This is a genomic window from Halostella limicola, assembly GCF_003675875.1.
Taxonomy (GTDB): Archaea; Halobacteriota; Halobacteria; order Halobacteriales; family Natronoarchaeaceae; genus Halostella; species Halostella limicola.
In genome coordinates, this window is sequence record NZ_RCDI01000003.1 from 173,924 (window position 1) to 196,123 (window position 22,200).

The following is a 22,200-nucleotide window of genomic DNA, read 5'->3' on the forward strand; positions in this document are numbered from 1 at the left end:
CGCGCAAACGCCTCGAAGGTTTTTTGTCCGGCGGGTATCCCCACCCACCATGGAACTGGTTCGCTCCGAGTACGCCGAGGAAGCGGCGGTGCTTTTCGCCTGGCTCTCAGCCCTGCTGCCGTGGTCGTTCACCTACGGGTCGCCGGGAGGCTCCCGGTTCGTCGTCATCAGGTTTCCGGTCCTCCTCTACGAGAACCTCCGCGGGTTCTCCGAGCAGTTCGACGGCACCCGGCTCATCACGCCGTTCGACGCGCTGGAGCGGGCCGTCGAACTCGGCCTCCAGCAGGAGTACGCCGCCGCCGAACTGGAGTCGCGTTACGGGTCCACGGACACCGGCCTGACCGTGGAGACGCTCGTCGACGCCCTCGGGACGGGGAACGCCGGACAGGTCTGGGCCTACGTCGCGTGGACCGTCGGCATCCTCGCGCTGCTCGCCGCGGTCGTCCTGAGCCTGCTCATGTACTTCGAGGTCGACGCCCTCGACGCCGCCCCGGTCGACGTGGTGCGGTTGATGGGGGTCCTCCTCCTCGTCGCCGCGGTCCTGTACTCGGCGGCGACCGTCCTCCTCTGGCGGAACTACCCGGGGCTGTTCGTCCCGCTCGGCCCCGCGCTGTACTTCGTCTTCGCCGGCACCCTGTTGACGATCGACCGGTGAGCGGTCGGCCGCCTAATTTAAGTCCTCTCGCTGCAATATCCGGTAGCAACCTCTCAGATACGGATCATACAGATGGACGACACCCAGGACTCCCAGCCGAGCGACGCGCCGTCGCGCGACGAGACCGCCGCCGAGCCGCGGGACTCCGACGACGGCCGCTTCGACGCCGTCAGACGACGGATCCGACGCGCGGTCGAGATGCTCCGCGGGTCGAACGTCGACCCGGAGAACTACGACCCCGACCGCCACGGCAACCTCGTCACGTTCGACGGCCTCGACGGCTACGAGGAGATAGACCGGTACTGGGTGAACGCCCCCTTCGCGTTCGTGTCGATAAACCGCGACCCCGAGGAGAACAAGCACGTCTACCACGCCGTCGAACCGCAGCTGGAGGAGTACGAGTACGCCCTCCTGGAGGCGCTGTTCGACGACATCCGCGACCCCTTGGTCTACCGGCAGGACGTCGACGACGGCGACGTGGAGTCGGTGCTCGCCGACGAGCTCCGTGAACACCTCGAACGCTACGGGGCCGAGGTCGACATGCAGACGTTCTACAAGCTGTTTTACTACCTCTACCGGGCGTTCCGCGGGTTCAACAAGATCGACCCGATCATGCGGGACCCCCACATCGAGGACATCTCCTGTGACGGCTACGACCTCCCCATCTTCGTCTACCACGACGAGTACACAGACATCGAGACGAACGTCTCGTTCGGACAGGACGAACTCGACAACTTCGTCATCCGCCTCGCCCAGCACTCCGGCCGGCACATTTCCATCGGCGACCCGATGGTCGAGACGACGCTGCCGGACGGGAGCCGCGCGGAGCTCGCGCTCGGCGAGGAAGTGACGCCCCGCGGCTCCGCGTTCACCATCCGGAAGTACGCCGACGAGCCGTTCACGCCCGTCGATCTGCTGGAGTACGGCACGTTCAGCGTCGACCAGATGGCCTATCTCTGGCTCGCTATCGAGAACAACAAGAGCCTCATCTTCGCCGGCGGCACGGCGTCGGGGAAGACGACGTCGATGAACGCCATCTCGATGTTCATCCCGCCGCGCTCGAAGGTGCTGACCATCGAGGACACCCGCGAGCTCGCGCTGTACCACGACAACTGGCTCTCCAGCGTCACCCGCGACCGCATGTCCGAGGGCAGCGACATCACCATGTACGACCTCCTGCGGTCGGCGCTTCGCCACCGCCCGGAGTACATCGTCGTCGGCGAGGTCCGCGGCGAGGAGGCGATCACCCTGTTCCAGGCGATGAACACGGGGCACACGACGTACTCGACGATGCACGCCGACAGCGTACGGACGGTGATCAACCGACTGGAGAACGAGCCGATCAACGTCCCGCGGGCGATGGTTCAGAGCCTCGACGTCCTCTGCGTCCAGACGCTCACCCGCTTCGAGGACGAGCGCGTCCGCCGGAACAAGACGATCGCCGAGATAGAGGGGATCGACCAGCGGACCGGCGAGCTCGACTACTCGAACGCCTACTCCTGGAACCCCGACGACGACTCGTTCGAGGGCGGCGACAGCGAGGTCTTAGACGAGATCCGCGACGACAACGGGTGGGACCAGTCCGAGCTCCTGCGCGAACTGCAGCGACGCCGGGAGTTCCTGCGATACCTCTGGGACAACGACGTGACGGACTACCGGCGGTTCACCGCGATGATAAACGAGTACTACTCCGACCCGGACGCCGCGATGGCCTCGATCGACGACGGCGCCGAGTCGGAGCTCCTCCCGACCGACTGATGGCGCTCGCGAACTACCTCCCGCTGGTCGTCGCCGTCGCCGCGTTCCTGCCCGCGCTGCTCGCGCCGCTGAGCGCCCGCGCCGAACGGATCGTCACGCGGTTCGCGATGGTGCTTTTCGGCGACTACGTCAGCGACACGGGTCGCAAGCGCGCCCGCCGCCGACAGATGCTCCGCGCGGCGCACATGCCGACGACGTTTCGCGTGTACGCGGCGAAGACCGCCCTGTACGCCGCGCTCGCCGCGCTCGCGGGTGGCGTCCTCGCGACGTACGTCATCTGGGCGATCCTTCGCCTGCTCGCGCTCGACCCCGAGACCCTCCGCGCGGTGCTGCCCGACCGTCTCTCCGTGCTGGCGACGTTCGGCGGCGTGACGACCGTCCCGCTGGAACAGCTGTTCGGCCTCCTGCTCATCGCCGGTCTCACCCTCGGGACGGCGGGGGGCGTTCTCACCTACTGGGCGCGCTGGTGGTTCCCGCGCCACCGGGCCGAACAGCGCGCGGAGCGGATCGACGCCAGCATGCCCCAGACCGTGGCGTTCGTCTACGCGCTTTCCCGGAGCGGAATGGCGTTTCCGAAGGTGTTGCGGATCCTCTCGGACAACCGCCGGGTGTACGGGGCCGCCGCGGACGAGGTCCAGGTCGCCGTCCGGAACATGGACATGTTCGGCATGGACATGATCTCCGCGATCAAGACGATGTCCCGCCGGACGCCCAGCGAGAACTTCAGGGAGTTCGGCGAGAACCTCACCGGCGTCCTCCAGAGCGGACGGAGCCTCTCCGAGTTCCTCCGCCAGCAGTACGAGGAGTACCGGGAGGAGGCCGAGGCCCAGCAAGAACAGCTGCTCAACCTGCTCGCGACGATGGCCGAGGCGTACGTGACGGTGCTCGTCGCCGGCCCGCTGTTTCTGATAACCATCCTCGTCATCATCGGGATCACGGTCAACGACACGCTCCCGGTGTTGCAGTTGCTCGCGTACTTCCTCTTGCCACTCGCCAACCTCGGGTTCATCCTCTATCTCGACACGGTGATGGCCTCGATGACCGGCGCGACGACCCCCGAGAAGATCGAGTCGGCGCTGTCCGACCTCTCGGGCATCCGCCGCGTCGAGGGGCCGCGACCCCGGACCGACGGAGGACGGGGGCCGACGGAGGGTCGCACCGCCGACCCCAACGTCGAGCGGCTCCGGGCCTACCAGCGGTTCCGGTGGGTGCGAACCCGGCTCGGCCAACCGCTCCAGACGGTGCTCGACCGCCCGGTCGCGCTGCTGTGGGTGACGGTCCCCCTTGCCGTCGCCGTCACGGCGTGGCGACTCCCGCAGGCGGTCGCGGCCGGCGGGCTGACGCCCGCCGCCGTCGACGACCTGCTCATCCAGGCTGGGCTGTTCGTCATCGGGACGTTCGCGCTCGCCTACGAGGTCCACAAGCGCCGCATCGAGGCGATCGAGGCGTCGATCCCCGACTTCCTCGACCGCCTCGCGAGCGTCAACGAGGCCGGGATGACCGTCGTCGAGAGCCTGAACCGCGTCCGAACGAGCGAACTCGGCGCGCTCAACCGTGAACTCGACCGCGTGTGGGCCGACATCCAGTGGGGCGCGGACGTCGAGACCGCGCTGCGGCGCTTCGAGGCGCGGATGCGCACGCCGACCGTCTCGCGGGTCGTCACGCTCACGACGAAGGCGATGAACGCCAGCGGCAACCTCGGCACGGTGCTGCGGATCTCGGCCGCGCAGGCGAAGGCCGACCGGCGGCTCAAGCGCGAGCGCCGACAGGAGATGCTCACCTACCTCGTGGTCGTGTACGTCTCGTTCGGCGTCTTCCTCGTCATCATCGCCGCGCTGAACAACGTGCTGATCCCGAACCTCCCCGAGGGGAGCGTCGTGCCGAACGCCACGAGCGACCGGGCCGGCAACATCGGCGCGATCCAGACGGTCAGCAATCTCGGCAGCATCGACGAGGGTGCGTACACGCTCGTGTTCTTCCACACGACGCTCATCCAGGGGGTGCTCTCCGGCATGGTCGCAGGCCAGATGAGCGGGGGAGACGTGCGCGACGGGGCGAAACACGCCGCCATCCTGCTCGCGCTGGCGTACGCGGCCTTCCTCGTCATCCTTTAGGCCCCTTCGGCCCGAACGCCGTCCATGGACCGGGACCCCGCCGCGGTGCGCGACACCTACGACCGTATCGCCGGCCACTTCGCCGAGACCCGCGAGTACCCCTGGCCGGAGGTCGAGTCGTTCCTCGGTGACGCCCCCGACGGCGGCGTCGCGCTCGACCTCGGCTGCGGGAACGGCCGCCACGCGGAACTCCTCGCCGAGCGGCGCGACCGCGTCCTCGCCTGCGACCTCAGTCGGGGGCTCCTCGAAACCGCCTGCGAGCGGGCGTCGAAACGCGGCTTCGACGCCGACCTCGTGCAGGCGGACGCGAGCGCGCTGCCGATCCGCGACGGCGCCGTCTCGGTCGCGGTGTACGTCGCCACGATCCACCACCTGCCCGAGCGCGACGCCCGCGTCGCGAGCCTGAACGAACTCGCTCGCGTCCTCGCTCCCGGCGGGCGCGCGCTCGTCAGCGCGTGGAGCACCGCCCACGACCGCTTCGACGCCGAGGCGGGGTTCGACACGACGGTCGACTGGACGCTCCCAGGCGGCGAGACCGTGCCGCGCTTCTACCACATCTACGCGCCCGACGAGTTCGAGGCGGACCTCCGCGAGAGCGCCCTCGGCGTCCGGAGATCGTTCGTCTCCAGCGGGAACTGCTACGCCGTCGTCGAGTGAGACGGCGGCCGACCGCGGCGGCCGGTCGCGCTCGCCGCACGACCGCTCTGGGTTTATCCCTCCCGAACGTCTACGATCTGGTAGTTATGAGCCAGGAACTCCGGGAGTACGAGGTGGCGGTCGTCGGCGGCGGACCGGCCGGCCTGACGACAGCGCTGTACGCGACGCGACTCGGCCACGACACCGTCCTGATCGACCGGGGCGGCGGCCGCGCCGCGATGATGCTCGACACGCACAACGTCATCGGCGTCACCGAGGACGTGTCGGGCAACGACCTCCTCGGTCGCGCGAGAGCGCAGATCGAGGGCTACGGCGCGGACATCCGTCAGGAACTCGTCACGGACGTGACCGACGTGAGCGGGGGCTCGGAGGACCCGCTGTTCCGGTTAGAGACCGGCGACGGGGAGTACGCCGCGGACCGCGTCGTCCTCGCCACGGGGTTCACGGACGCCCGGCCCGACCCGCCGCTCCCGCGGACGGGACGCGGCCTGCACTACTGCCTCCACTGCGACGCCTACATGTTCGTCGACGAGTCCGTCTTCGTGATGGGCCACGGCGACAGCGCCGCCTACGTGGCGATGATCATGCTCAACTTCACCGACGAGGTGGACCTCCTGCTCGACGGCGACGACCCCACGTGGAGCGACGAGACGGACGAACTCCTCCGCGCCCACCCCGTCGACGTCGTCGAGGAGGAAGTCACCGGCACGTTCCAGGACGAGGACGACCCCGACTGGCTCGGCGGACTGGAGTTCTCGGACGGCACCACCCGCGAGTACCGCGGCGGGTTCCCGATGTACGGGTCGAACTACAACAACGACCTCGCCGCCGACCTCGGCGCCGACATCAACGACGACGGCACCGTCGCGGTGGACGACCACGGCCGCACCAGCGTCGACGGCCTCTACGCCGTCGGCGACCTGACGCCCGGCCACAACCAGATCCCCGTCGCGATGGGCCAGGGCGCGAAGGCCGGCATCGCGATCCACAAGGACCTCCGGACCTTCCCGAAGTCGCTGGACGAACTCGACGAGGCGGTTGACGAGGCCGAGGTCCCCGCCATCTCGCCGGACCTCCGCGAGACCGCCCGCGCCCACGGCGACGACTGAAAAGGATAACACCCTTATTGCAGGGCGATTTAGCGGTGGGTGAGCGCTTGCGTGCGCGAGTGAGCGAAGCGCGCCGGTGTTGAGACGGACGGAGTCCGTCGATCCACGGCGCGAGTGAGCATAGCGAACGAGCGCCGGTGGTCTAGTGGCAGGACCTGAGCCTTCCAAGCTCATGGCCCGGGTTCAAATCCCGGCCGGCGCATGATTGTCTCGAACGGACGTGAGAGACATCACCGTCACGCCGGTGATTTGAACTACGCGAGACGAGCGTAGCGAGTCTCGCCATCGAGTTCAAACCCCGGCCGGCGCACTTTCTGCCGATCAGTTCTGCTTCGAGTCGGCCCCCTACAGCGTTTCTCCCGTTCTGTGTTCCCGCCGCCCGCAATCTTGGTGTTTGGTAACAACCAACAATGACTATGTTGCATCGCGAACTAGTTCCCCGCGCCATGCAGGCCCAACAGCGACTGCAGTTCGACAGCGAGGACCGAAAGCGCCTGTACGAGCACGTCGAGCGCAACGGGGCCGTCGAGCGCGACGAGTTGGACGAGGCGTTCGGGATGGACCGGGACCGGATCGACGAGGAGCTCTCGGCGCTGGAGGCGGACGGATACCTCGAAGAGCGCGACGGGATCTATCGCATCGCGGTCGACCTCGGGGAGGAGCTGACCTACGAGGCCGACGGGGTCGAAGTGACCATCCGCCCGGCGGAGCAGTCCGACCTCACGGGGCTGGTGGGAGTCATGCGCGAGGTCGCGGAGGAGGACGCCTACCTGACCGCCGAGACCGTGGTGGACCTGCTCGACCACGAGGAGGTCGTCTTCCGGAACAACGACGTCGAGTCGCGGACGTTCTTCGTCGCGACCGTCGCGGGCGACGTGGTCGGCTGGGTCCACCTCCAGTCGCCCAACTTCGAGAAGCTGCAACACACCGCGGAGCTGACGATCGGGGTCCTCGACGAGTACCGCGGCCACGGCATCGGGAGCCACCTCATGGAGCGGGGCCTCGAGTGGGCCGAGTCGAGCGGCTACGAGAAGGTGTACCAGAGCCTGCCGGCGACGAACCAGGAGGCGGTCCGGTTCCTGGAGCAGCACCGCTGGGAGACCGAAGCGATCCGGCGGGCGCACTACAAGATCGACGACGAGTACGTCGCCGAGCAGCAGATGGCCGTCATGCTCAGCCAGCCCGAACTGGTCTGAGGCGGCGAGAGCCGCGGCGTGGTACCGCCTCTCGTCCCCGCGGTAGCTTCAAGACCGACGGCCCGGAACCGACGAGCGATGGAGGACGCCGACGACGCCGTCGCCGACCTGGAGGCGTACTGCGAGTTCGACGAGAACCGCGTGTACCTGTTTCTCGCCATCGCGCGGTCGAAGGAGAACCCACACGTCGACGGCGGGTCCGAGGTCACGTTCCGCGAAGTGGTCAGGGACGAGGCGGACGTCCGCCGCAAGTACGACAGGCTCCGGACCCTGACGCGGGGATACCAGACCGAATTCGGCGAGTCGCTGACCTTCCGCCTGTACGTCACCGCCAACGCGCGAAACGCCGTGGACGCCTTCTTCAACTTCCGTGAGCGCACCGACGACTGGGTCCGGGACCGGTTCAAGGGCGACGAGGTCGCGCCGCGGAAGTTCAAGCGGGTGGACGGGTACTGGAAGTCCGAACTGCAGAAGCCGGCGGCGAGAGACGAGACGCGGTTCGTCTTCGACCTCGACGACGCGTCGGCGGCGGACCGCGAGCGGATCGTCTCGGCGCTGTCAGAGCGGACGACGGTGGCCACGTGGCGGGAGACGCCCAACGGCTACCACGTCGTCGCCGAGCCGTTCAACTACAACGACCTGCACGTCGACGTCGACTACGAACTGAAGACGGACGCCCTGCTGTACGTGACCTACCTGACCCGCGCGGAGGGCGGCACCGCGGCCGAGTAGGCTGGCGGGAGAAGCAGTACTCAGAGCAGTCGTTCCTCGCCGGTTTCGGCGGCCCGGTAGGCGTTCTGTACGATCCGGAGGTCGGCGAGGCCCTCCTCGCCGTCGGACTCGCAGCCGCCGCCGTCGAGGACGCAGTTGGCGAAGTAGTCGAACTCCTCGCGCACCTCGTCGACGACCGGACCGGTGTACTCCGTGCGCGAGTCGCCGCGCTCGATCACGATCTCCTGGGCGGTGTGACCTCCGAACGGGTCGCGGATCAGGACCTGGCCGTCGGTGCCGAGCACCTGCAGTCGGCTGTCCGGGTGCGCGTTGAAGCTGGCGGTACAGGAGGCCGTCGTGCCCCCGACAAACGTCAGGAGCACGGCGGCGTGTTCCTCGACGAGGTCGAACGGCGGGCCCGGCGAGGTGGTGTCGGCCTGCACGCTGACCGGGGTGGCATCCAGCAGGAACCGGCTCGTGTTCAGCGGGTAGATGCCGAGATCGATCAGCGCGCCGCCGCCAGCGACCGCAGGGTCGAGCCGCCACGTGTCCCGCCCGACGTTTTCGAGCAATCGGGTGGAGAAACCGCCGTGGACCTGCACCGGGTCGCCGATCACCCCGTCGCGGATCGCCTCGCGCATCCGCCGGATCGACGGCTCCGTGCGGAGTCGATAGGCGGTCATCAGTACGACGCCGGCGTCATTACAGGCCCGGACCATCCGCTCTGCGGCGTCGACGTCCGCCGCGAGCGGTTTCTCGCAGAGGACGTGCTTGCCGAGCCGCGCGGCGGCCTCGGCGTAGTCGTCGTGGTACGCCGGCGGTGTCGACACGTAGACGGCGTCGTAGGCGTCGGCGCCCTCCCCGTCCTCGAACGCCTCGTAAGTGAGCGTCCGAGCGACGCCGTACTCGTCGGCGAGGGTTTGGGCTTTCTCCGGCGAACCGCTGACGAGGACCGTCGTCTCGCAGAACTCCGCGTCCCGGATCGCCGGCAGCGCGCGGTTCCGCGCGAACCCCCCGAGACCGACGACCGCCATCCGGACGGTCCCCCCGTCGGTCGTCTCCCAGTCGCGGCGGGTGAACCCCTCGAAGTAGCTCCCGAGATCCATATCTGATACTCGCGACTACGGCCCAGAAGCGTGTTAATTCTTGGCAGGAAATGCGTCGGTGGCGCACGACGCGCCGCGAAGGCCGCGCCAGCGGGTGAACTGCGACGGCAGCGAAACGCCGCGACGCCGGCGGCGTCCGACGGTTACGCCGCGCTTCCGTTGGTCGCCCGGTACGTCACCTCGACCGTCGCGCTGACGGTGAGCGGGCCAGGATCTATCTGGGTACTGGCGCCTTCACGCGCCGCGTCCTCGGTCATCGCTTCGAACGGCCCGAACCGGGGTTCGACGGTCGAGACAGAGTGAACGCCGTCGATCTGCAGGTCGGCGCTCGCGGCGATAGCGTCGGCCTGGGACCGAGCGCTGTCGACGGCGTTCGAGAGCGCCTCGTTGCGGAGTTCGCTGCGGGTCTCGTCTGAGAGGGTGAGCTGCACGCCCCGGACGGCGGACGCACCGTTCGACGTCGCCACGTCGAGGAGTTCGCCGGCACGGCTGACGTTGTCCACTTCGACCGCGAAGCCCTGTTCGGCCACGTAGTCGCCGGACGCGTTACGGGGGTCGAAGCGCCCCTCCTGATAGACGCTGTAGTCGGTGGTGCGGACCGCATCCTCGGAGACGTTGGCCTCGGTGAGCGCGGTCCGGAGGCGAGACGCGTTCTCCGCAGCCTGTCGGGTGGCGTTCTCCGGCGTCTCGGCGGTCGCGGCGACCGCGAGGAACAGGACCGCGGCGTCGGGTTGGGCCTGTGCCTCCCCGGTCGCCGTGACCGTAATCGTGCCCTCGGTGCTGGCGGCGGTCTGGTTACCGTCGGTCTCGTTACCGTCCTCCTGTATCGCGGCGTCGACCGGACCGGCCGTTCCGAGCCCGGCGACGGGGGCGACGGCGAGGACGCTGCACAGTGCGACCGCGAGTATCGCTTTGCGAGTGAGGTGCTGAACCATGCCCGTCGAACTACGACGCCGAGGGTCGTATGCGAAACCGCCGAGTCGTTACCGCCTGCCGGCCGGATAGCTACGGTTCACTGTGCGTTGCCTTCGTGACGCGGACCACCGGTCGGGAGACGGCGAGTTCCCGTTCAGCCGTGGTTCCGGCCGAACCGCGAGCGGGCCCCGTACGACCGGTCGGCGGCACTCGGATCGGTCGAAGACGACGCCAGTGACCGGGCGTAGTCGGTGACTCGCTCCCACTGCGAGTCGTCGGCGGCGTACACCGGGTCGGCGTCGTCCGCGACGCCGTCGAGGTAGGTCCCGATTTCGCGGAGGTACGTCGCCGGCCCGCCGGGGATGCGGTCGACGGCGACGAACCCCTTCGTCTCGAACTCGGCTTCGAGCCGGGCGTCGCCGTCCTCGGTGCGGAGGACGTTCGTCCGCTCGACGATCTCGATACGGTCGCCGCGCCAGTAGTGAGCGAAGTGGTAGGCGTCGACGCCGAGCAGCCGCTGACCGCGGAACTCGGCGGGGTACTCGGGGGGCTCTTCGCGAACAGGGATGGGGTCATCGTCGAACATTCTAATACTATCAGTTATACTCTGCCGTGAGAGTATATCTTCAGATAATCCTAAGCGGCCGCCCACGTATAAGCACCGCGCTGGTGGTAAGCTTTCGCGCACGACCGTCACCGTCCGCCGTCGGGCGGACTGGGTATCGTGGCGACTGCGGCGCTCAGCGTAGTCCACGGCGCCCGGCGACGGAGTATTGCTTCCCGCACCCACACGCGATCAGTCGGTGTGCCGGGGGCATCGGTACACGACGCCGTCGAGACGTTTGGGCGTGAATATCGCAGTCGTCGGGGGCGCTGCGGGCGTGGTTGTGCCCGTTCGTCGCAAGTCCTTTACCGGGCAGGACCGTATCCCCGGCGTAAAATGGCTGGTTCGATGTCGGACCACCTCGAACGGGAGATGGAGTGCGAGGGGCTGTTGCACTGCCTCCACGGCCTCAAGGAACTCGACCGCGAGTGCTTTCTGGTGCTCGTCGACAGCGCGGAGCCGCTGACGGTCGACGAGGTCGCCGAGCGGGTCGACCGCGAGCGGTCGACGGCCTACCGGTCGATCCAGCGGCTGGTCAACACCGGCTTCGTCCAGAAAGAGCAGGTGAACTACAAGCAAGGCGGCTACTACCACGTCTTCTACCCCACGGACCCCGACGAGCTGGCCGACGAGATGCAGCGGCTCCTGAACGACTGGTACGCGCAGATGGGCCAGCTCATCCACGAGTTCCGCGAGAAGTACCGCCGCCGGGCCGAGGAATCGCAGGCGGCCGAGTGACGCGGCGTCGACCGCAGGGCTATTTAGCGGTCCCTCTCGAAACCCCGCGCATGCCAGGGGACAGCGAGGACCCGAACGAAGACGTACAGTACCATCTCGGCGTCGCCTCCGACGACGTCGCCGACGCCGTTCTCCTGCCCGGGAACCCCGAGCGCATCGAGAAGATCACGGCCCTGTGGGACGAGGCCGAGGAGCGCGGCCACCACCGCGAGTACCGCACCGTCACCGGCTCCTACGACGGCGCGCCGATCAGCGTCACCTCGACCGGCATCGGCAGCCCCTCCGCGGCCATCGCCGTCGAAGAGCTCGCCCGCATCGGCGTCGACACCTACATCCGCGTCGGCTCCTGCGGCTCCATCAAGCCCGAGGCCGAGGTCGGCGACCTCGTCATCACGACTGGCGCGGTCCGTCAGGAGGGTACCAGCGCGGAGTACGTCCGCGAGGACTACCCCGCCAACGCGAACCACGAAGTCGTCTCCGCGCTCGTCGCCGCCGCCGAGCGCCTCGGCTACGACTACCACACCGGCATCACGACGAGCACCGACTCCTTCTACGCCGGCCAGGGCCGCCCCGGGTTCGAGGGGTTCGAGGCCGCCGGCAGCGACGAACTGATCGAGAGCCTGAAGGAGGCGAACGTCACGAACTTCGAGATGGAGGCGAGCGCCATCCTCACGCTCGCGAACATCTACGGCCTCCGGGCCGGCGCGGTCTGCTCCGTCTACGCCAACCGCGAGACCGGCGAGTTCCGCACCGAAGGCGAGAGCCGCGCCGCCGAGACGGCCTCGCTCGCCGTCAAACTCCTCGCGAAGATGGACGAGAAGAAGGCCGAAGCCGGCGTCGACGAGTGGCACGCCGAGCTGAGTTTGGACTGACGGCTCTTCTACCGTCGTTCGGCCGCGAGGAACCGCTTCGCCGCGCGAAGCGTGTTCCGAGTCGGGGGAGGGCAGGCCTACGGATAACCGATAGACCCGTGAGTGAGCGAAGCGAACGAACGGTCCGAGGAACCGTCGAGGGACGGCGAAGCCGTCGCGAGGCGGTGACGAAGTGATTTTGGTCGAGCTTTTGCCGAGTCTCGGGAAACCGGCGCGATAGCGCCGTGTTTCCCGTCACGCAGCGCAAAAGGTCGTTAAAGATCGCCCCAGGCCTTCGCCGCGCGGCCGACGCCGGCGATGTCGGCGATCCAGCGGGCGGCGATGCCCTTCTTCAGCGTCTCGGCGGGGAACGAGCCGAAGGTGTTGATCGGGACGCCCTGCACGTCGTGGGCGACGGCCTTGTCGCCGATGGAGATGACCGTCCCCTTGTCCTTGTGGGTCCAGGACTTGAGCGGGCGGTTCTGGACGGCGCGGGCGATGTTCTCGCCGGCGACCTCGGCGGCCTGCCAGGCGGCCTGGGCCGTCGGCGGGGCGGGGTTGTCGTTCTGCTCGATGATCGCGGAGTCGCCGATGGCGAACACGCGCTCGTCACTGGTCTGGAACGTCGCGTCGGCGTTGACGCGGTTGTGCTCCTTGTCGAGGTCTGCGTCGTCCAGGGCGTCGCGGCCGGTGATGCCGCCGGTCCAGACGAACACGTCGTACTCCAGCGGGTCGCCCTCGTCGAAGTGGATGGCGTCCTCTTTGGCCTCGACGATGGGGTCGTCGGTGAGGATCTCGACGTCGGCCTGCTGCAGGCGCTTGCGGAGCGCGCCCTGCACCTCGGGGTCGTTGCCGGGGAAGATCTCCTCCAGCGCCTCGACGAGGTAGATGTCGATGGGTGCCTGGTGCTTGTCGCGGAACTCCGCGACCTCGCCGGCGCTCTGGATGCCCGAGAGGCCGGCGCCGCCGATGACGACCTGCGCGGGGTCGTTCCGCGTCGCCTTCTGGGCGGCGGACTTGACCGACTGGTGGATCTCCAGGGCGTCGTCGAGGCTCTTCAGCGTCAGCGCGTTCTCGCGCATGCCGTCGATGCCGTAGAACGCGGTCTGGCTGCCGAGCCCGACGAGGACGTAGTCGTAGTCGATCGTGTCGCCGCTCGCGAGCTCCACCTCTCGGTCGTCGACGTCCAGGCCCGTGACCTCGTCCTGAACGAAGCGGGTCGTCGGCGACTTGATCTCGTCGACCGGGATCGTGATGTTCTCCTGGACCGACGGGTCGCGGATGCAGCGGTGGGACTCGTGGAGGACGAGGTGGTAGTCGGTCTCCGACACCCACGTCAGCTCCGCAGTGCTATCCAGTTCCTCTTCGAGTTGCTTGATAGCGCCCGCACCGGCGTAACCCGCGCCGAGCACGACGACCTTCGTTGTCATGACTCGAAATCGGGCACCCTCTGATACAAAGCCTTTGAAACACGCATCCGGTGGTTAGTGGTACCACACTGCTCGGTCCGCGGCCGCGACGGCCGCCGCTGCACGGGCGGGGAGAAGAGAGAAAGGAGCGGAGACGATCAGTGATCGGGTTCGCCGGCCGGCGCCTCCATTCCCTCGATCCGGAGAATGAGGATGTTGCTGGTGTCGTCTTTCCCGTCGACGACGCCGTCGATCAGCAGCTTCGAGAGCGGGGTCGGCCCGACCGTCACCGAGTCGCCCTCGTGGAAGTCCCGGACGGAGCCCTGGAGGTGGATCTCGGCGCGACAGAGTTCGGGGTGGTGAACGCTGCTCAGGTCGATCTCCTCGACGTTGGCCTCGGTGACCTCCTCGCCCTCGTGGAACAGCGGGACCGCGGCCGGCTCGTCCATCTGCTGGATCTCCAGGGCCTCGTACGCCGTCGCGGTCGGCTTGTAGCCGCCCTTCGGACCGGGGACGCCTTCAACCAGCTGGAGCGCCTTCAGGCTCTGCATCTGGTTGCGGATGGTGCCGGGGTTCCGGTCGACCTCCTCGGCGATGTCCTCGCCCTTTACAGCGTCCTCCGTCTCCCGGTGGAGATTTATCAAAGCGTTTAGGATAGTTTTCTGACTAGGGGTGAGCTCGATCGATGACATGGGGAATCCTTCGTAATAGATATTCTTAAATCCCGCGGTAACACCGGGTTTCCTGTACAACTATGAAGGTACTACCGGCGTAGTGAATCTTTCTGATGCGGGACGCGAGCCGGGCCGCCGCCGGGACGAAACGATACTCCTTTGCGGTTGGTCGCCGGGGTCGGAAGTATGAACGGCAAGCGCGTGCTCGTCACCGGCGGTGCCGGATTCATCGGGTCGAACTTGGCGAACCACCTCGCCGAGGAGAACGACGTGGTCGTCGTCGACGACCTCTATCTCGGCACGCCCGAGAACCTCAGAGACGACGTGGAGTTTCGCGACGCGAGCGTGCTGGACGAGGACCTGCCGACCGAAGGAGTGGACGTGCTGTTCCACCTCGCGGCGCTGTCGTCGTACAAGATGCACGAGGAGGACCCGAAACGGGGAGCGCGAGTCAACGTCGAGGGGTTCGTCAACGCCGTGGAGCAGGTCCGCGAGGAGGGGTGTGACACGGTGGTCTACGCTTCGACGTCCTCTATCTACGGGGACCGCACCGAACCCTCGCCCGAGGCCATGGACGTGAACGCTCGAACCGGCTACGAGGCCTCGAAGCTCTCGCGCGAGCAGTACGGCGACTACTTCTCGTACCACTACGACATGTCGATGGCGGGGATGCGCTTCTTCAGCGTTTACGAGGGGTTCGGTGGGGCGGAAGAACACAAGGGCGAGTTCGCCAACCTCATCGCGCAGTTCGCCGACGACATCGCCCACGGCGAGTCGCCGGTCATCTACGGCGACGGTACGCAGACCCGTGACTTCACCCACGTCGACGACATCGTCCGCGGTCTCGAGCTCGCGGCCGATCACGAACTCGACGGCATATACAACCTCGGCACCGGCGAGTCCTACAGTATCAACGAGCTGGTCGAGCGCCTGAACGAGGAACTCGGGACGGACGTGGAACCCGAGTACGTCGAGAACCCCATTCCCGAGAAGGTGTACGTCCACGACACGATGGCCGACATCTCGAAGATGAAAGCGGCGACCGGGTGGGAACCCGAGATAAGCTTCGGAGAAGGTCTCGAGCGGGTCTGCTCGCACTACGAGTAATACTCCTCGCTCGACGCTCTTCGGAGTCGTTCATTCAAGCAGTGACGTTTCGTTGACCGGATAGCTCAGGAGGAAGAAGAAAGTGAAGATAGCAACGTACCTCGTGAGCGTCGTCATGATCCGGGGGAATCCGAATATTTCTATCCAAATGAGGCTGAGTACCCACGACATGAGGAATCCAAGCACCACGGAGGCGACGGCGACGAACCCCTGCAGTCGCTTCGACTCGTAATCGTCACAGCAACCCACGCGGTGCGAAGCGGTTCGAACGATGCTGTCGTAGTACGGAATCAAGACCAATGGCGCAAAATAGTTCGGTTAGGTCGGCGTCCGCCAGGTCTGCGAACCGTACCGCTGAATCCGTTCGATTCCGGCGACGGCTCCCGCGCGTTTCGCGGGTTTTAATCCCTCCGCCGGCGGAGAACTCTCCATGAACGACACTGTCAGAGTGACGGGCGTCCCCGCCGACTACGGTGCGAACCGTCGGGGCGTCGACATGGGCCCCTCGGCTATCAGGTACGCCGGCCTCGCCGAGGCGATCGAGCGAGCGGGCGGCGACGTCGCCGACGCGGGCGACCTCCCGGCGCCGCGAGCGGAGGAGCGCGACCCCGACCACATCGAACCCGACACGGGCGACGCGAAGTACGTCAACGAGATCGAGGAGGTCTGTACCCGCCTCGCCGACGCCACGGCCGACGCGATCGCCGACGGCGACACGCCGCTCGCTCTCGGCGGCGACCACTCCATCGCCATGGGGACCATCGGCGGCGCGGCCCGCGACGCGTCGATCGGGGTCGTGTGGTTCGACGCCCACGGCGACTTCAACACGCCGGCGACCTCCCCCAGCGGGAACGTCCACGGGATGCCGCTTGCCGCGGCGCTGGGCCACGGCGAACTCGGCGCGACGGACTGGGCGCACGCGCCCGGCCTCACCGAGGAGAACGTCGCCATCGTCGGTCTGCGGAGCGTCGACGACGCCGAGAGCCAGGCGATCCGCGAGAGCGACGTGACCGCGTTCACGATGTCTGACATCGACGATCGCGGCGTCAACGACGTGGTCGAGGACGCACTCGACGTGGCGACGGACGGCACCGACGGCGTCCACGTCAGCCTCGATCTGGACTGGCTCGACCCCAAGGAAGCGCCGGGCGTCGGCACACCCGTCCGGGGCGGCGTCAGCTACCGCGAGGCCCACTCTGCGATGGAGAAAGTCGCCGAGCGCGACGAGCGCGAGGGGGTCCTCCGGTCGATGGAACTCGTGGAGGTCAACCCCATCCTCGACGAGCACAACGAGACCGCGCAGCTCGCCGTCGAACTGGCGGCCAGCGCGTTCGGCGACCGTATCCTCTAGTCCGGCGCGTCGAAGCGCTCCAGTTCCAGCGTCGCCGGATCGAGCCGGTAGTAGCTCTCCCAGACCGGTTCCAGGCCGACGAGCCGTGTTTCCTCGAACCGTCCCTCTGCGTGGCGGTGGTGGTGGCCCACGAGACACAGATCCGGCCGAAGGGTCCGCAGGATGTCGTCGACGTGGGCGCTCCCCCGCCCCATGAGCCCCTGCGGCGCCTCGTGCGTGAGGAACACGTCGACGTCGTCGAGCGCCATCGCCGCCCGCACGTCCTCGTGCGTGAAGTGCCGGCGCCGGTCGCCGGCGAGGTCGTCGCGCGACTTCTCGTACTGCGTCGGCGCGTAGTTGCCGGAGAGGCCGGCGACCCTGATGCCCTCCACGTCCGCCGCGGTGCTCGCTAACAGGCGGGCGTTTCGCTCCCCGAGCGTTGCGTTCTCCCGCATCGACGCTATCACGTCGAAGTCCTCGTTGTTGCCGGCGACGAAGTACGTCGGGACCGGCAGGTCGTAGTGCTCCAGATCGCCGACGTGAAGCGCGACGTCCGCGCCGGCGGCGTCGTAGGCGGCGAGGAGCGCCTCGCGGTTCTCCGGGTCGGACGCGTGCGCGTCGCCGAGCACGAGCATGCGCGCGCTACGACCGCCTCGCGGAAAGGCGCTCGGAACGAAGCGCCCTGCTCGTCGGTACGGCCGACGCGGACGCGTTGCTCGTGGCGATAGAGCGGGCGCGCGACCGGCAGTGAAGGCGAAAAAGAACGGACGGAAAGACGGCGGTCGTTACTCGTCGCTTCCCGGAATGACGTCGACGCTCGCGACCGTGTCGCCCTCGACGACGTCCATCACGGTGACGCCCATCGTGTTCCGCCCGACCGAGGAGACGTCGTTCGCGCGGGTGCGCATGATCTGGCCCCGGTCGCTCATGGCGACGAGGTCGTCTGCCTCGCCGACGGACTTCACCGAGACGACGCGGCCGTTGCGCTCGCCGGTCTTGATGTCGATGAGGCCCTTGCCGTAACGGGACTGGGTGCGGTACTCCGACAGCGGCGTGCGCTTCCCGTAGCCGTTCTCGGTGACGGTCAGCAGGGCGCGGTCGTCGCCCTCGTCGGTCGCGACGAGGCCCGCGACCTCGTCGTCGCCCTCCAGCTTGATCGCGCCGACGCCGCGGGCGTTGCGGCCCATCTCGCGGACCTCCGCCTCGTCGAACCGGATCGTCATGCCGTTCCGCGTGGCGACGACGAGGTCCTCGCTGCCGTCGGTCACCGCCACGTCGACGAGCTCGTCGCCGTCCTCTAAGTCCGCGGCGATGATGCCGGTCGAGAGGATGTTCTCGAACTCCGCGGCGGCGGTGCGCTTGATGTAGCCGTCGCGGGTGACGGTCGTGACGCACTCGTCGGCCTCGAACTCGTCGGTGGCGACGACGGCGGTTATCTCCTCGCCGTCGTCGAAGTCGATGAGGTTGACCGCGGACTTGCCGCGAGCGGTCCGGCTCATCTCGGGGATCTCGTAGGTCTTCAGGCGGTACACCTGCCCCTGGTTCGTGAAGCAGAGCAGGTAGTCGTGCGTGTTCGCGCGGAACACCTTCGAGACGCGGTCGCCCTCCTTCACGTCGACGCCGATGATCCCCTTCCCGCCGCGGTTCTGCGGGTCGAAGCGGTCGAGAGGCATCCGTTTCACGTAGTCGTCCTCGGTGACGACGACGATCACGTCCTCCTCGGGGATGAGGTCCTCGTGGGTGACGGTGCCCTCGTCTTCGACGATGCTCGTCTTGCGGTCGTCGGCGTACTCCTCTTTGATCTCGCGGAGCTCCTCTTTGATCACGGCGAGGAGCTCGTCCTCGTCGCCGAGGATGGTTTCGAGGCGCTCGATGCGCTCCTGGACCTGCTCGTACTCCTCTTTGATCTCGGCGGCCTCCATCGACGTGAGGCTGCCGAGCTGCATCCGGACGATGTGGTCGGCCTGGTCCTGCGAGAAGTCGTACGCCTCGATCAGCGCCTCCTTCGCGGCGTCGCGGTCCTCGGCGTCCTGGATCCGGTCGACCACGTCGTCGACGTTTTCCAGCGCCGTCAGGCGGCCTTCGAGGATATGCGCGCGGTCCTCGGCCTCGTCGAGGTCGTACTGGCTGCGCCGGCGAACGACCTCCTTGCGGTGCGCGACGTACTCCTCGAGGGTCTCCTTCAGCGTCAGGACCCGGGGCTGGCCGTCGACCAGCGCGAGGTTGATGACGCCGAAGGTGGTTTCGAGGTGGTGTTCGAGCAGCTGGTTCTTCACGACCTCGGCGTTCGCGCCGCGCTTGAGTTCGATGACGACGCGGACGCCGTTGCGGTCGGACTCGTCGCGCAGGTCGCGGACGCCCTCGATCTTCCCCTCGTTGACGTCCTCGGCGATGCGCTCGACGAGGCGGGCCTTGTTCGCCTGGAAGGGGACCTCCGTGATGACGATGCGCTCGTCGTCCTCGACCTCGAACTCGGCGCGGACGCGGACCCGACCGCGACCGGTCGAGTACGCGGAGTAGATGGCGTCGCGGCCGACGATGTTCGCGCCGGTCGGGAAGTCGGGGCCCTTGACGTGCTCCATCAGGTCGTCGACGTCGCAGTCCGGGTTGTCGATGAGGTGGACAGTCGCGTCGATCACCTCGCCGAGGTTGTGCGGGGGGATGTTCGTCGACATCCCGACGGCGATGCCCGACGAGCCGTTGACCAGCAGGTTCGGGAACGCCGAGGGCAGCACCTCGGGCTCCATGAGCCGGTCGTCGTAGTTCGATTGGTAGTCGACGGTGTCCTTCTCGATGTCGGCGAGCAGTTCCTCCGAGATGGGGCTCATCCGGGCTTCCGTGTACCGCATTGCGGCCGCGGGGTCGCCGTCCATCGAGCCGAAGTTCCCCTGGCCGTCGACCAGCGGGTAGCGCATCGAGAAGTCCTGGGCCATCCGCGTCAGCGTGTCGTAGATGGGGCCGTCGCCGTGCGGGTGGTAGTCACCCATCGTCTCGCCCACCACGGACGAGGACTTGCGGTGGCTCGATCCGCTGGTCACGCCCATCTCGTGCATCGCGTAGAGGATGCGCCGGTGGACCGGCTTGAGGCCGTCCCGGACGTCCGGCAGGGCGCGGCCGGCGATGACGCTCATCGCGTAGTCGATGTAGCTCTGCTCCATCTCGTCCTCGATGCGGACGCGCTCGACGCGCGCCGCGTCGGCGTCTACGTCCGTCGGATCTGGCGATTCCGAACTCATGTTAGATGTCCACCCATTCGGCTTCGGGGGAGTGCTCCTTGATGAACTGCTTTCGCGGCTCGACGGCGTCGCCCATCAGCACGGAGAACATCTTGTCCGCTGCGGCCGCGTCCTCGATGGTGATCTGCTTGAGGACGCGGTTCTCGGGGTCCATCGTCGTGTCCCAGAGCTGCTGGGGGTTCATCTCGCCGAGGCCCTTGAACCGCTGGACCTGCGTGGGATTGCCGTTGCACTTCTCCTCGACGATCCGGTCGCGCTCGGCCTCGGTCATTGCGTCGTACGTGTTCCCGCGGTACCGGACGCGGTACAGCGGCGGCTGGGCGGCGTACACGTAGCCCGCCTCCAGCAGCGGCTTCATGTGCCGGTAGAACAGCGTCAGCAGGAGCGTCCGGATGTGGGCCCCGTCGACGTCCGCGTCCGTCATCATGATGATCTTCTCGTAGCGGGCGTCCTCGATGTCGAACTCGTCGCCGATCCCCGTCCCGATGGCGGTGATCATGTTCCGGATCTCGTCGTTCTCCAGGATCCGGTCGAGGCGGTGTTTCTCGACGTTGAGGATCTTCCCGCCGAGCGGGAGGATGGCCTGTATTTCGGGGTTGCGGCCCTGCTTCGCGCTGCCGCCCGCGGAGTCGCCCTCCACGATGAACAGCTCCGAGTCGCTCGGGTCCTTGGTCTGGCAGTCGGCGAGCTTTCCGGGCAGCGCCGTGGACTCGAGCGCGCTCTTGCGGCGGGTGAGCTCCTCGGCCTTCTTTGCGGCTTTGCGCGCCTTCGCGGCCTCGACGGCCTTCGAGACGATGGCCTCGGCGGTGTCGGGGTTCTCCTCGAAGAAGGTGCCGAGCCCGTCGTGCATGGTGCTCTCGACGATGCCGCGGACCTCGCTGTTGCCGAGTTTCGTCTTCGTCTGCCCCTCGAACTGCGGGTCGGGGTGTTTGATAGAGATGACCGCGGTCAGCCCCTCGCGGATGTCCTCGCCCTTGAGGTTCTCGTCTAAGTCGCCGAGGAGGCCGTTGTCGCTCGCGTAGTCGTTGACGATGCGGGTCAGGGCCGTCTTGAACCCGGTGAGGTGGGTGCCGCCCTCGCGCGTGTTGATGTTGTTGGCGAAGGCGTGGAGCGAGCCCTGCAGTTCGTCGGTGGCCTGCAGCGCCACCTCGACCTGGATGCCCTCCTCCTCGTCCTCGAAGTAGATGACGTCCTCGTGGAGCGCGGTCCGGGTCTCGTTCAGGTACTCGACGAACTCGCGGATACCGCCCTCGTACCGGAACGTGTCCTCGGTCTCGTCGCGCTCGTCGCGGAGCGTGATCGCCACGCCGGAGTTGAGGAAGGCGAGTTCTCGGAGGCGGCTCTCCAGCGTCGAGTACGTGAAGTCGGTGTGCTCGAAGATGTCGTCGTCAGGCCAGAAGCGAATGGTGGTGCCAGTGTCCTCGTCCGGTTCCATGTCCCGGACGCGCTCGATGTCGTACTCGGGTTCGCCGTGGTCGTAGCGGTGCTTCCAGACGGCGCCGTCCCGTTTCACCTCGACTTCGAGCCACTTCGACAGCGCGTTGACCACGCTGACCCCGACGCCGTGGAGGCCGCCGGAGACCTGGTAGGACTTGTTGTCGAACTTCCCGCCCGCGTGGAGGACGGTCATGATGACCTCGAGGGCGGGCTTGTCGTACTCCTCGTGGGTGTCGACCGGGATGCCGCGGCCGTCGTCGTGAATGCTGACGGAGTCGTCGTCGTGGATCGTGACGGTGATCTCGTCGCAGTGACCGGCGAGGGCTTCGTCGATCGAGTTGTCGACGACCTCGTAGACGAGATGGTGTAGGCCTCGCGAGTCCGTAGAACCGATGTACATCGCGGGACGTTTCTGTACGGCTTGCAGGCCTTCCAGTACCTGGATCTGGCCGGCACCGTACTCTGTCTCTTCGCTCATAAAATCTGTTTCCGGTTAGGCCTGCGGGGGTAATAAAAGTCACGTACGCGCTCGCGCGTGCGCGGATTCGTGACAGGACGCGTACCTCGCGGAACCGGGGCCGTCTCCCGGGGGT

Annotated in this window: 20 protein-coding genes and 1 tRNA gene; 12 read left to right on the forward strand and 9 right to left on the reverse strand. The window is 67.3% G+C overall.

Going from position 1 to position 22,200, the window contains the following annotated elements; genetic code table 11:
* The first annotated feature begins 49 nt into the window (after window positions 1-49).
* The 8 genes from D8670_RS14170 (at window position 50) to D8670_RS14205 (ending at window position 8,221) form a co-directional block, all read left to right on the forward strand.
* Entirely contained in the window at window positions 50-655 is a 606-nt protein-coding gene (locus D8670_RS14170) for a DUF7549 family protein (RefSeq protein ID WP_121818778.1), read from the forward strand.
* A gap of 72 nt (window positions 656-727) precedes the next feature.
* Entirely contained in the window at window positions 728-2,413 is a 1,686-nt protein-coding gene (locus D8670_RS14175; protein ID WP_121818779.1) for a type II/IV secretion system ATPase subunit, read from the forward strand.
* The gene (locus tag D8670_RS14180; RefSeq protein WP_121818780.1) at window positions 2,413-4,527 is read left to right on the forward strand and encodes a type II secretion system F family protein; all 2,115 of its coding nucleotides are present in this window, start codon (window positions 2,413-2,415) and stop codon (window positions 4,525-4,527) included. Before D8670_RS14175 ends, D8670_RS14180 begins: the two co-directional genes overlap by 1 nt.
* Window positions 4,528-4,551: 24 nt before the next feature.
* On the forward strand, window positions 4,552-5,184 hold the full coding sequence (locus D8670_RS14185; RefSeq protein ID WP_121818781.1) for a class I SAM-dependent methyltransferase: 633 nt from the start codon (window positions 4,552-4,554) through the stop codon (window positions 5,182-5,184).
* An 86-nt stretch (window positions 5,185-5,270) separates the two neighbouring features.
* On the forward strand, window positions 5,271-6,293 hold the full coding sequence (locus D8670_RS14190; protein ID WP_121818782.1) for an NAD(P)/FAD-dependent oxidoreductase: 1,023 nt from the start codon (window positions 5,271-5,273) through the stop codon (window positions 6,291-6,293).
* Window positions 6,294-6,424: 131 nt separating this feature from the next.
* Window positions 6,425-6,495 (forward strand) — tRNA-Gly (locus tag D8670_RS14195).
* Between the two features lie 244 nt (window positions 6,496-6,739).
* Window positions 6,740-7,489 carry a GNAT family N-acetyltransferase gene (locus D8670_RS14200; protein WP_121818783.1) on the forward strand — a complete coding sequence of 250 codons (750 nt, stop codon included), beginning with the start codon at window positions 6,740-6,742 and terminating at the stop codon, window positions 7,487-7,489.
* Window positions 7,490-7,567: 78 nt separating this feature from the next.
* Window positions 7,568-8,221 carry a hypothetical protein gene (locus D8670_RS14205; RefSeq protein ID WP_121818784.1) on the forward strand — a complete coding sequence of 218 codons (654 nt, stop codon included), beginning with the start codon at window positions 7,568-7,570 and terminating at the stop codon, window positions 8,219-8,221.
* A 20-nt stretch (window positions 8,222-8,241) separates the two neighbouring features.
* Here D8670_RS14205 and gfo6 read toward each other — a convergent pair whose 3' ends face one another.
* The 3 genes from gfo6 to D8670_RS14220 form a co-directional block, all read right to left on the reverse strand.
* Window positions 8,242-9,306 (reverse strand): D-xylose 1-dehydrogenase Gfo6, encoded by a 1,065-nt coding sequence (gfo6, locus tag D8670_RS14210; RefSeq protein WP_121818785.1) that lies wholly within the window; start codon window positions 9,304-9,306, stop codon window positions 8,242-8,244.
* Between the two features lie 143 nt (window positions 9,307-9,449).
* Window positions 9,450-10,241 carry an SIMPL domain-containing protein gene (locus D8670_RS14215; RefSeq protein WP_121818786.1) on the reverse strand — a complete coding sequence of 264 codons (792 nt, stop codon included), beginning with the start codon at window positions 10,239-10,241 and terminating at the stop codon, window positions 9,450-9,452.
* 134 nt (window positions 10,242-10,375) lie between these two features.
* Window positions 10,376-10,807: a hypothetical protein gene (locus D8670_RS14220; protein ID WP_121818787.1), complete on the reverse strand. Its 432-nt coding sequence runs from the start codon at window positions 10,805-10,807 to the stop codon at window positions 10,376-10,378.
* A gap of 354 nt (window positions 10,808-11,161) precedes the next feature.
* On the opposite strand from D8670_RS14220, the gene D8670_RS14225 reads away from it, so the two are divergent.
* Complete coding sequence (locus D8670_RS14225) at window positions 11,162-11,563, forward strand: helix-turn-helix domain-containing protein (RefSeq protein WP_121818788.1); 402 nt, start codon at window positions 11,162-11,164, stop codon at window positions 11,561-11,563.
* Window positions 11,564-11,613: 50 nt separating this feature from the next.
* Window positions 11,614-12,435: a nucleoside phosphorylase gene (locus D8670_RS14230; protein ID WP_121818789.1), complete on the forward strand. Its 822-nt coding sequence runs from the start codon at window positions 11,614-11,616 to the stop codon at window positions 12,433-12,435.
* 254 nt (window positions 12,436-12,689) lie between these two features.
* On the opposite strand, the gene D8670_RS14235 is transcribed toward D8670_RS14230, so the two are convergent.
* Window positions 12,690-13,844, reverse strand: coding sequence for an NAD(P)/FAD-dependent oxidoreductase (locus D8670_RS14235; protein WP_121818790.1), 1,155 nt, complete (start codon window positions 13,842-13,844; stop codon window positions 12,690-12,692).
* A 137-nt stretch (window positions 13,845-13,981) separates the two neighbouring features.
* A complete protein-coding gene (locus D8670_RS14240; protein WP_121818791.1) occupies window positions 13,982-14,515 on the reverse strand; it encodes an Rrf2 family transcriptional regulator in 534 nt (177 codons plus the stop codon).
* Between the two features lie 168 nt (window positions 14,516-14,683).
* Between D8670_RS14240 and D8670_RS14245 the strand changes: the two genes are divergently transcribed.
* Window positions 14,684-15,604, forward strand: a complete 921-nt coding sequence (locus D8670_RS14245; RefSeq protein WP_121818792.1) for an NAD-dependent epimerase/dehydratase family protein — start codon at window positions 14,684-14,686, stop codon at window positions 15,602-15,604.
* A 30-nt stretch (window positions 15,605-15,634) separates the two neighbouring features.
* Here D8670_RS14245 and D8670_RS14250 read toward each other — a convergent pair whose 3' ends face one another.
* A complete protein-coding gene (locus D8670_RS14250; protein WP_121818793.1) occupies window positions 15,635-15,904 on the reverse strand; it encodes a hypothetical protein in 270 nt (89 codons plus the stop codon).
* 130 nt (window positions 15,905-16,034) lie between these two features.
* Here D8670_RS14250 and rocF point away from each other — a divergent pair, with 130 nt between their 5' ends.
* A complete protein-coding gene (rocF, locus tag D8670_RS14255) occupies window positions 16,035-16,955 on the forward strand; it encodes an arginase (protein ID WP_121818794.1) in 921 nt (306 codons plus the stop codon).
* Here the strand turns inward: rocF and D8670_RS14260 are convergent.
* From D8670_RS14260 to gyrB, 3 genes are all read right to left on the reverse strand, one after another.
* On the reverse strand, window positions 16,952-17,569 hold the full coding sequence (locus D8670_RS14260; protein ID WP_121818795.1) for a metallophosphoesterase family protein: 618 nt from the start codon (window positions 17,567-17,569) through the stop codon (window positions 16,952-16,954). The genes rocF and D8670_RS14260 overlap by 4 nt on opposite strands.
* Window positions 17,570-17,719: 150 nt before the next feature.
* Window positions 17,720-20,170, reverse strand: coding sequence for a DNA gyrase subunit A (gene gyrA, locus D8670_RS14265; RefSeq protein ID WP_121818796.1), 2,451 nt, complete (start codon window positions 20,168-20,170; stop codon window positions 17,720-17,722).
* Window position 20,171: 1 nt separating this feature from the next.
* Window positions 20,172-22,085, reverse strand: coding sequence for a DNA topoisomerase (ATP-hydrolyzing) subunit B (gene gyrB / locus D8670_RS14270; RefSeq protein ID WP_121818797.1), 1,914 nt, complete (start codon window positions 22,083-22,085; stop codon window positions 20,172-20,174).
* Window positions 22,086-22,200: the final 115 nt, after the last annotated feature.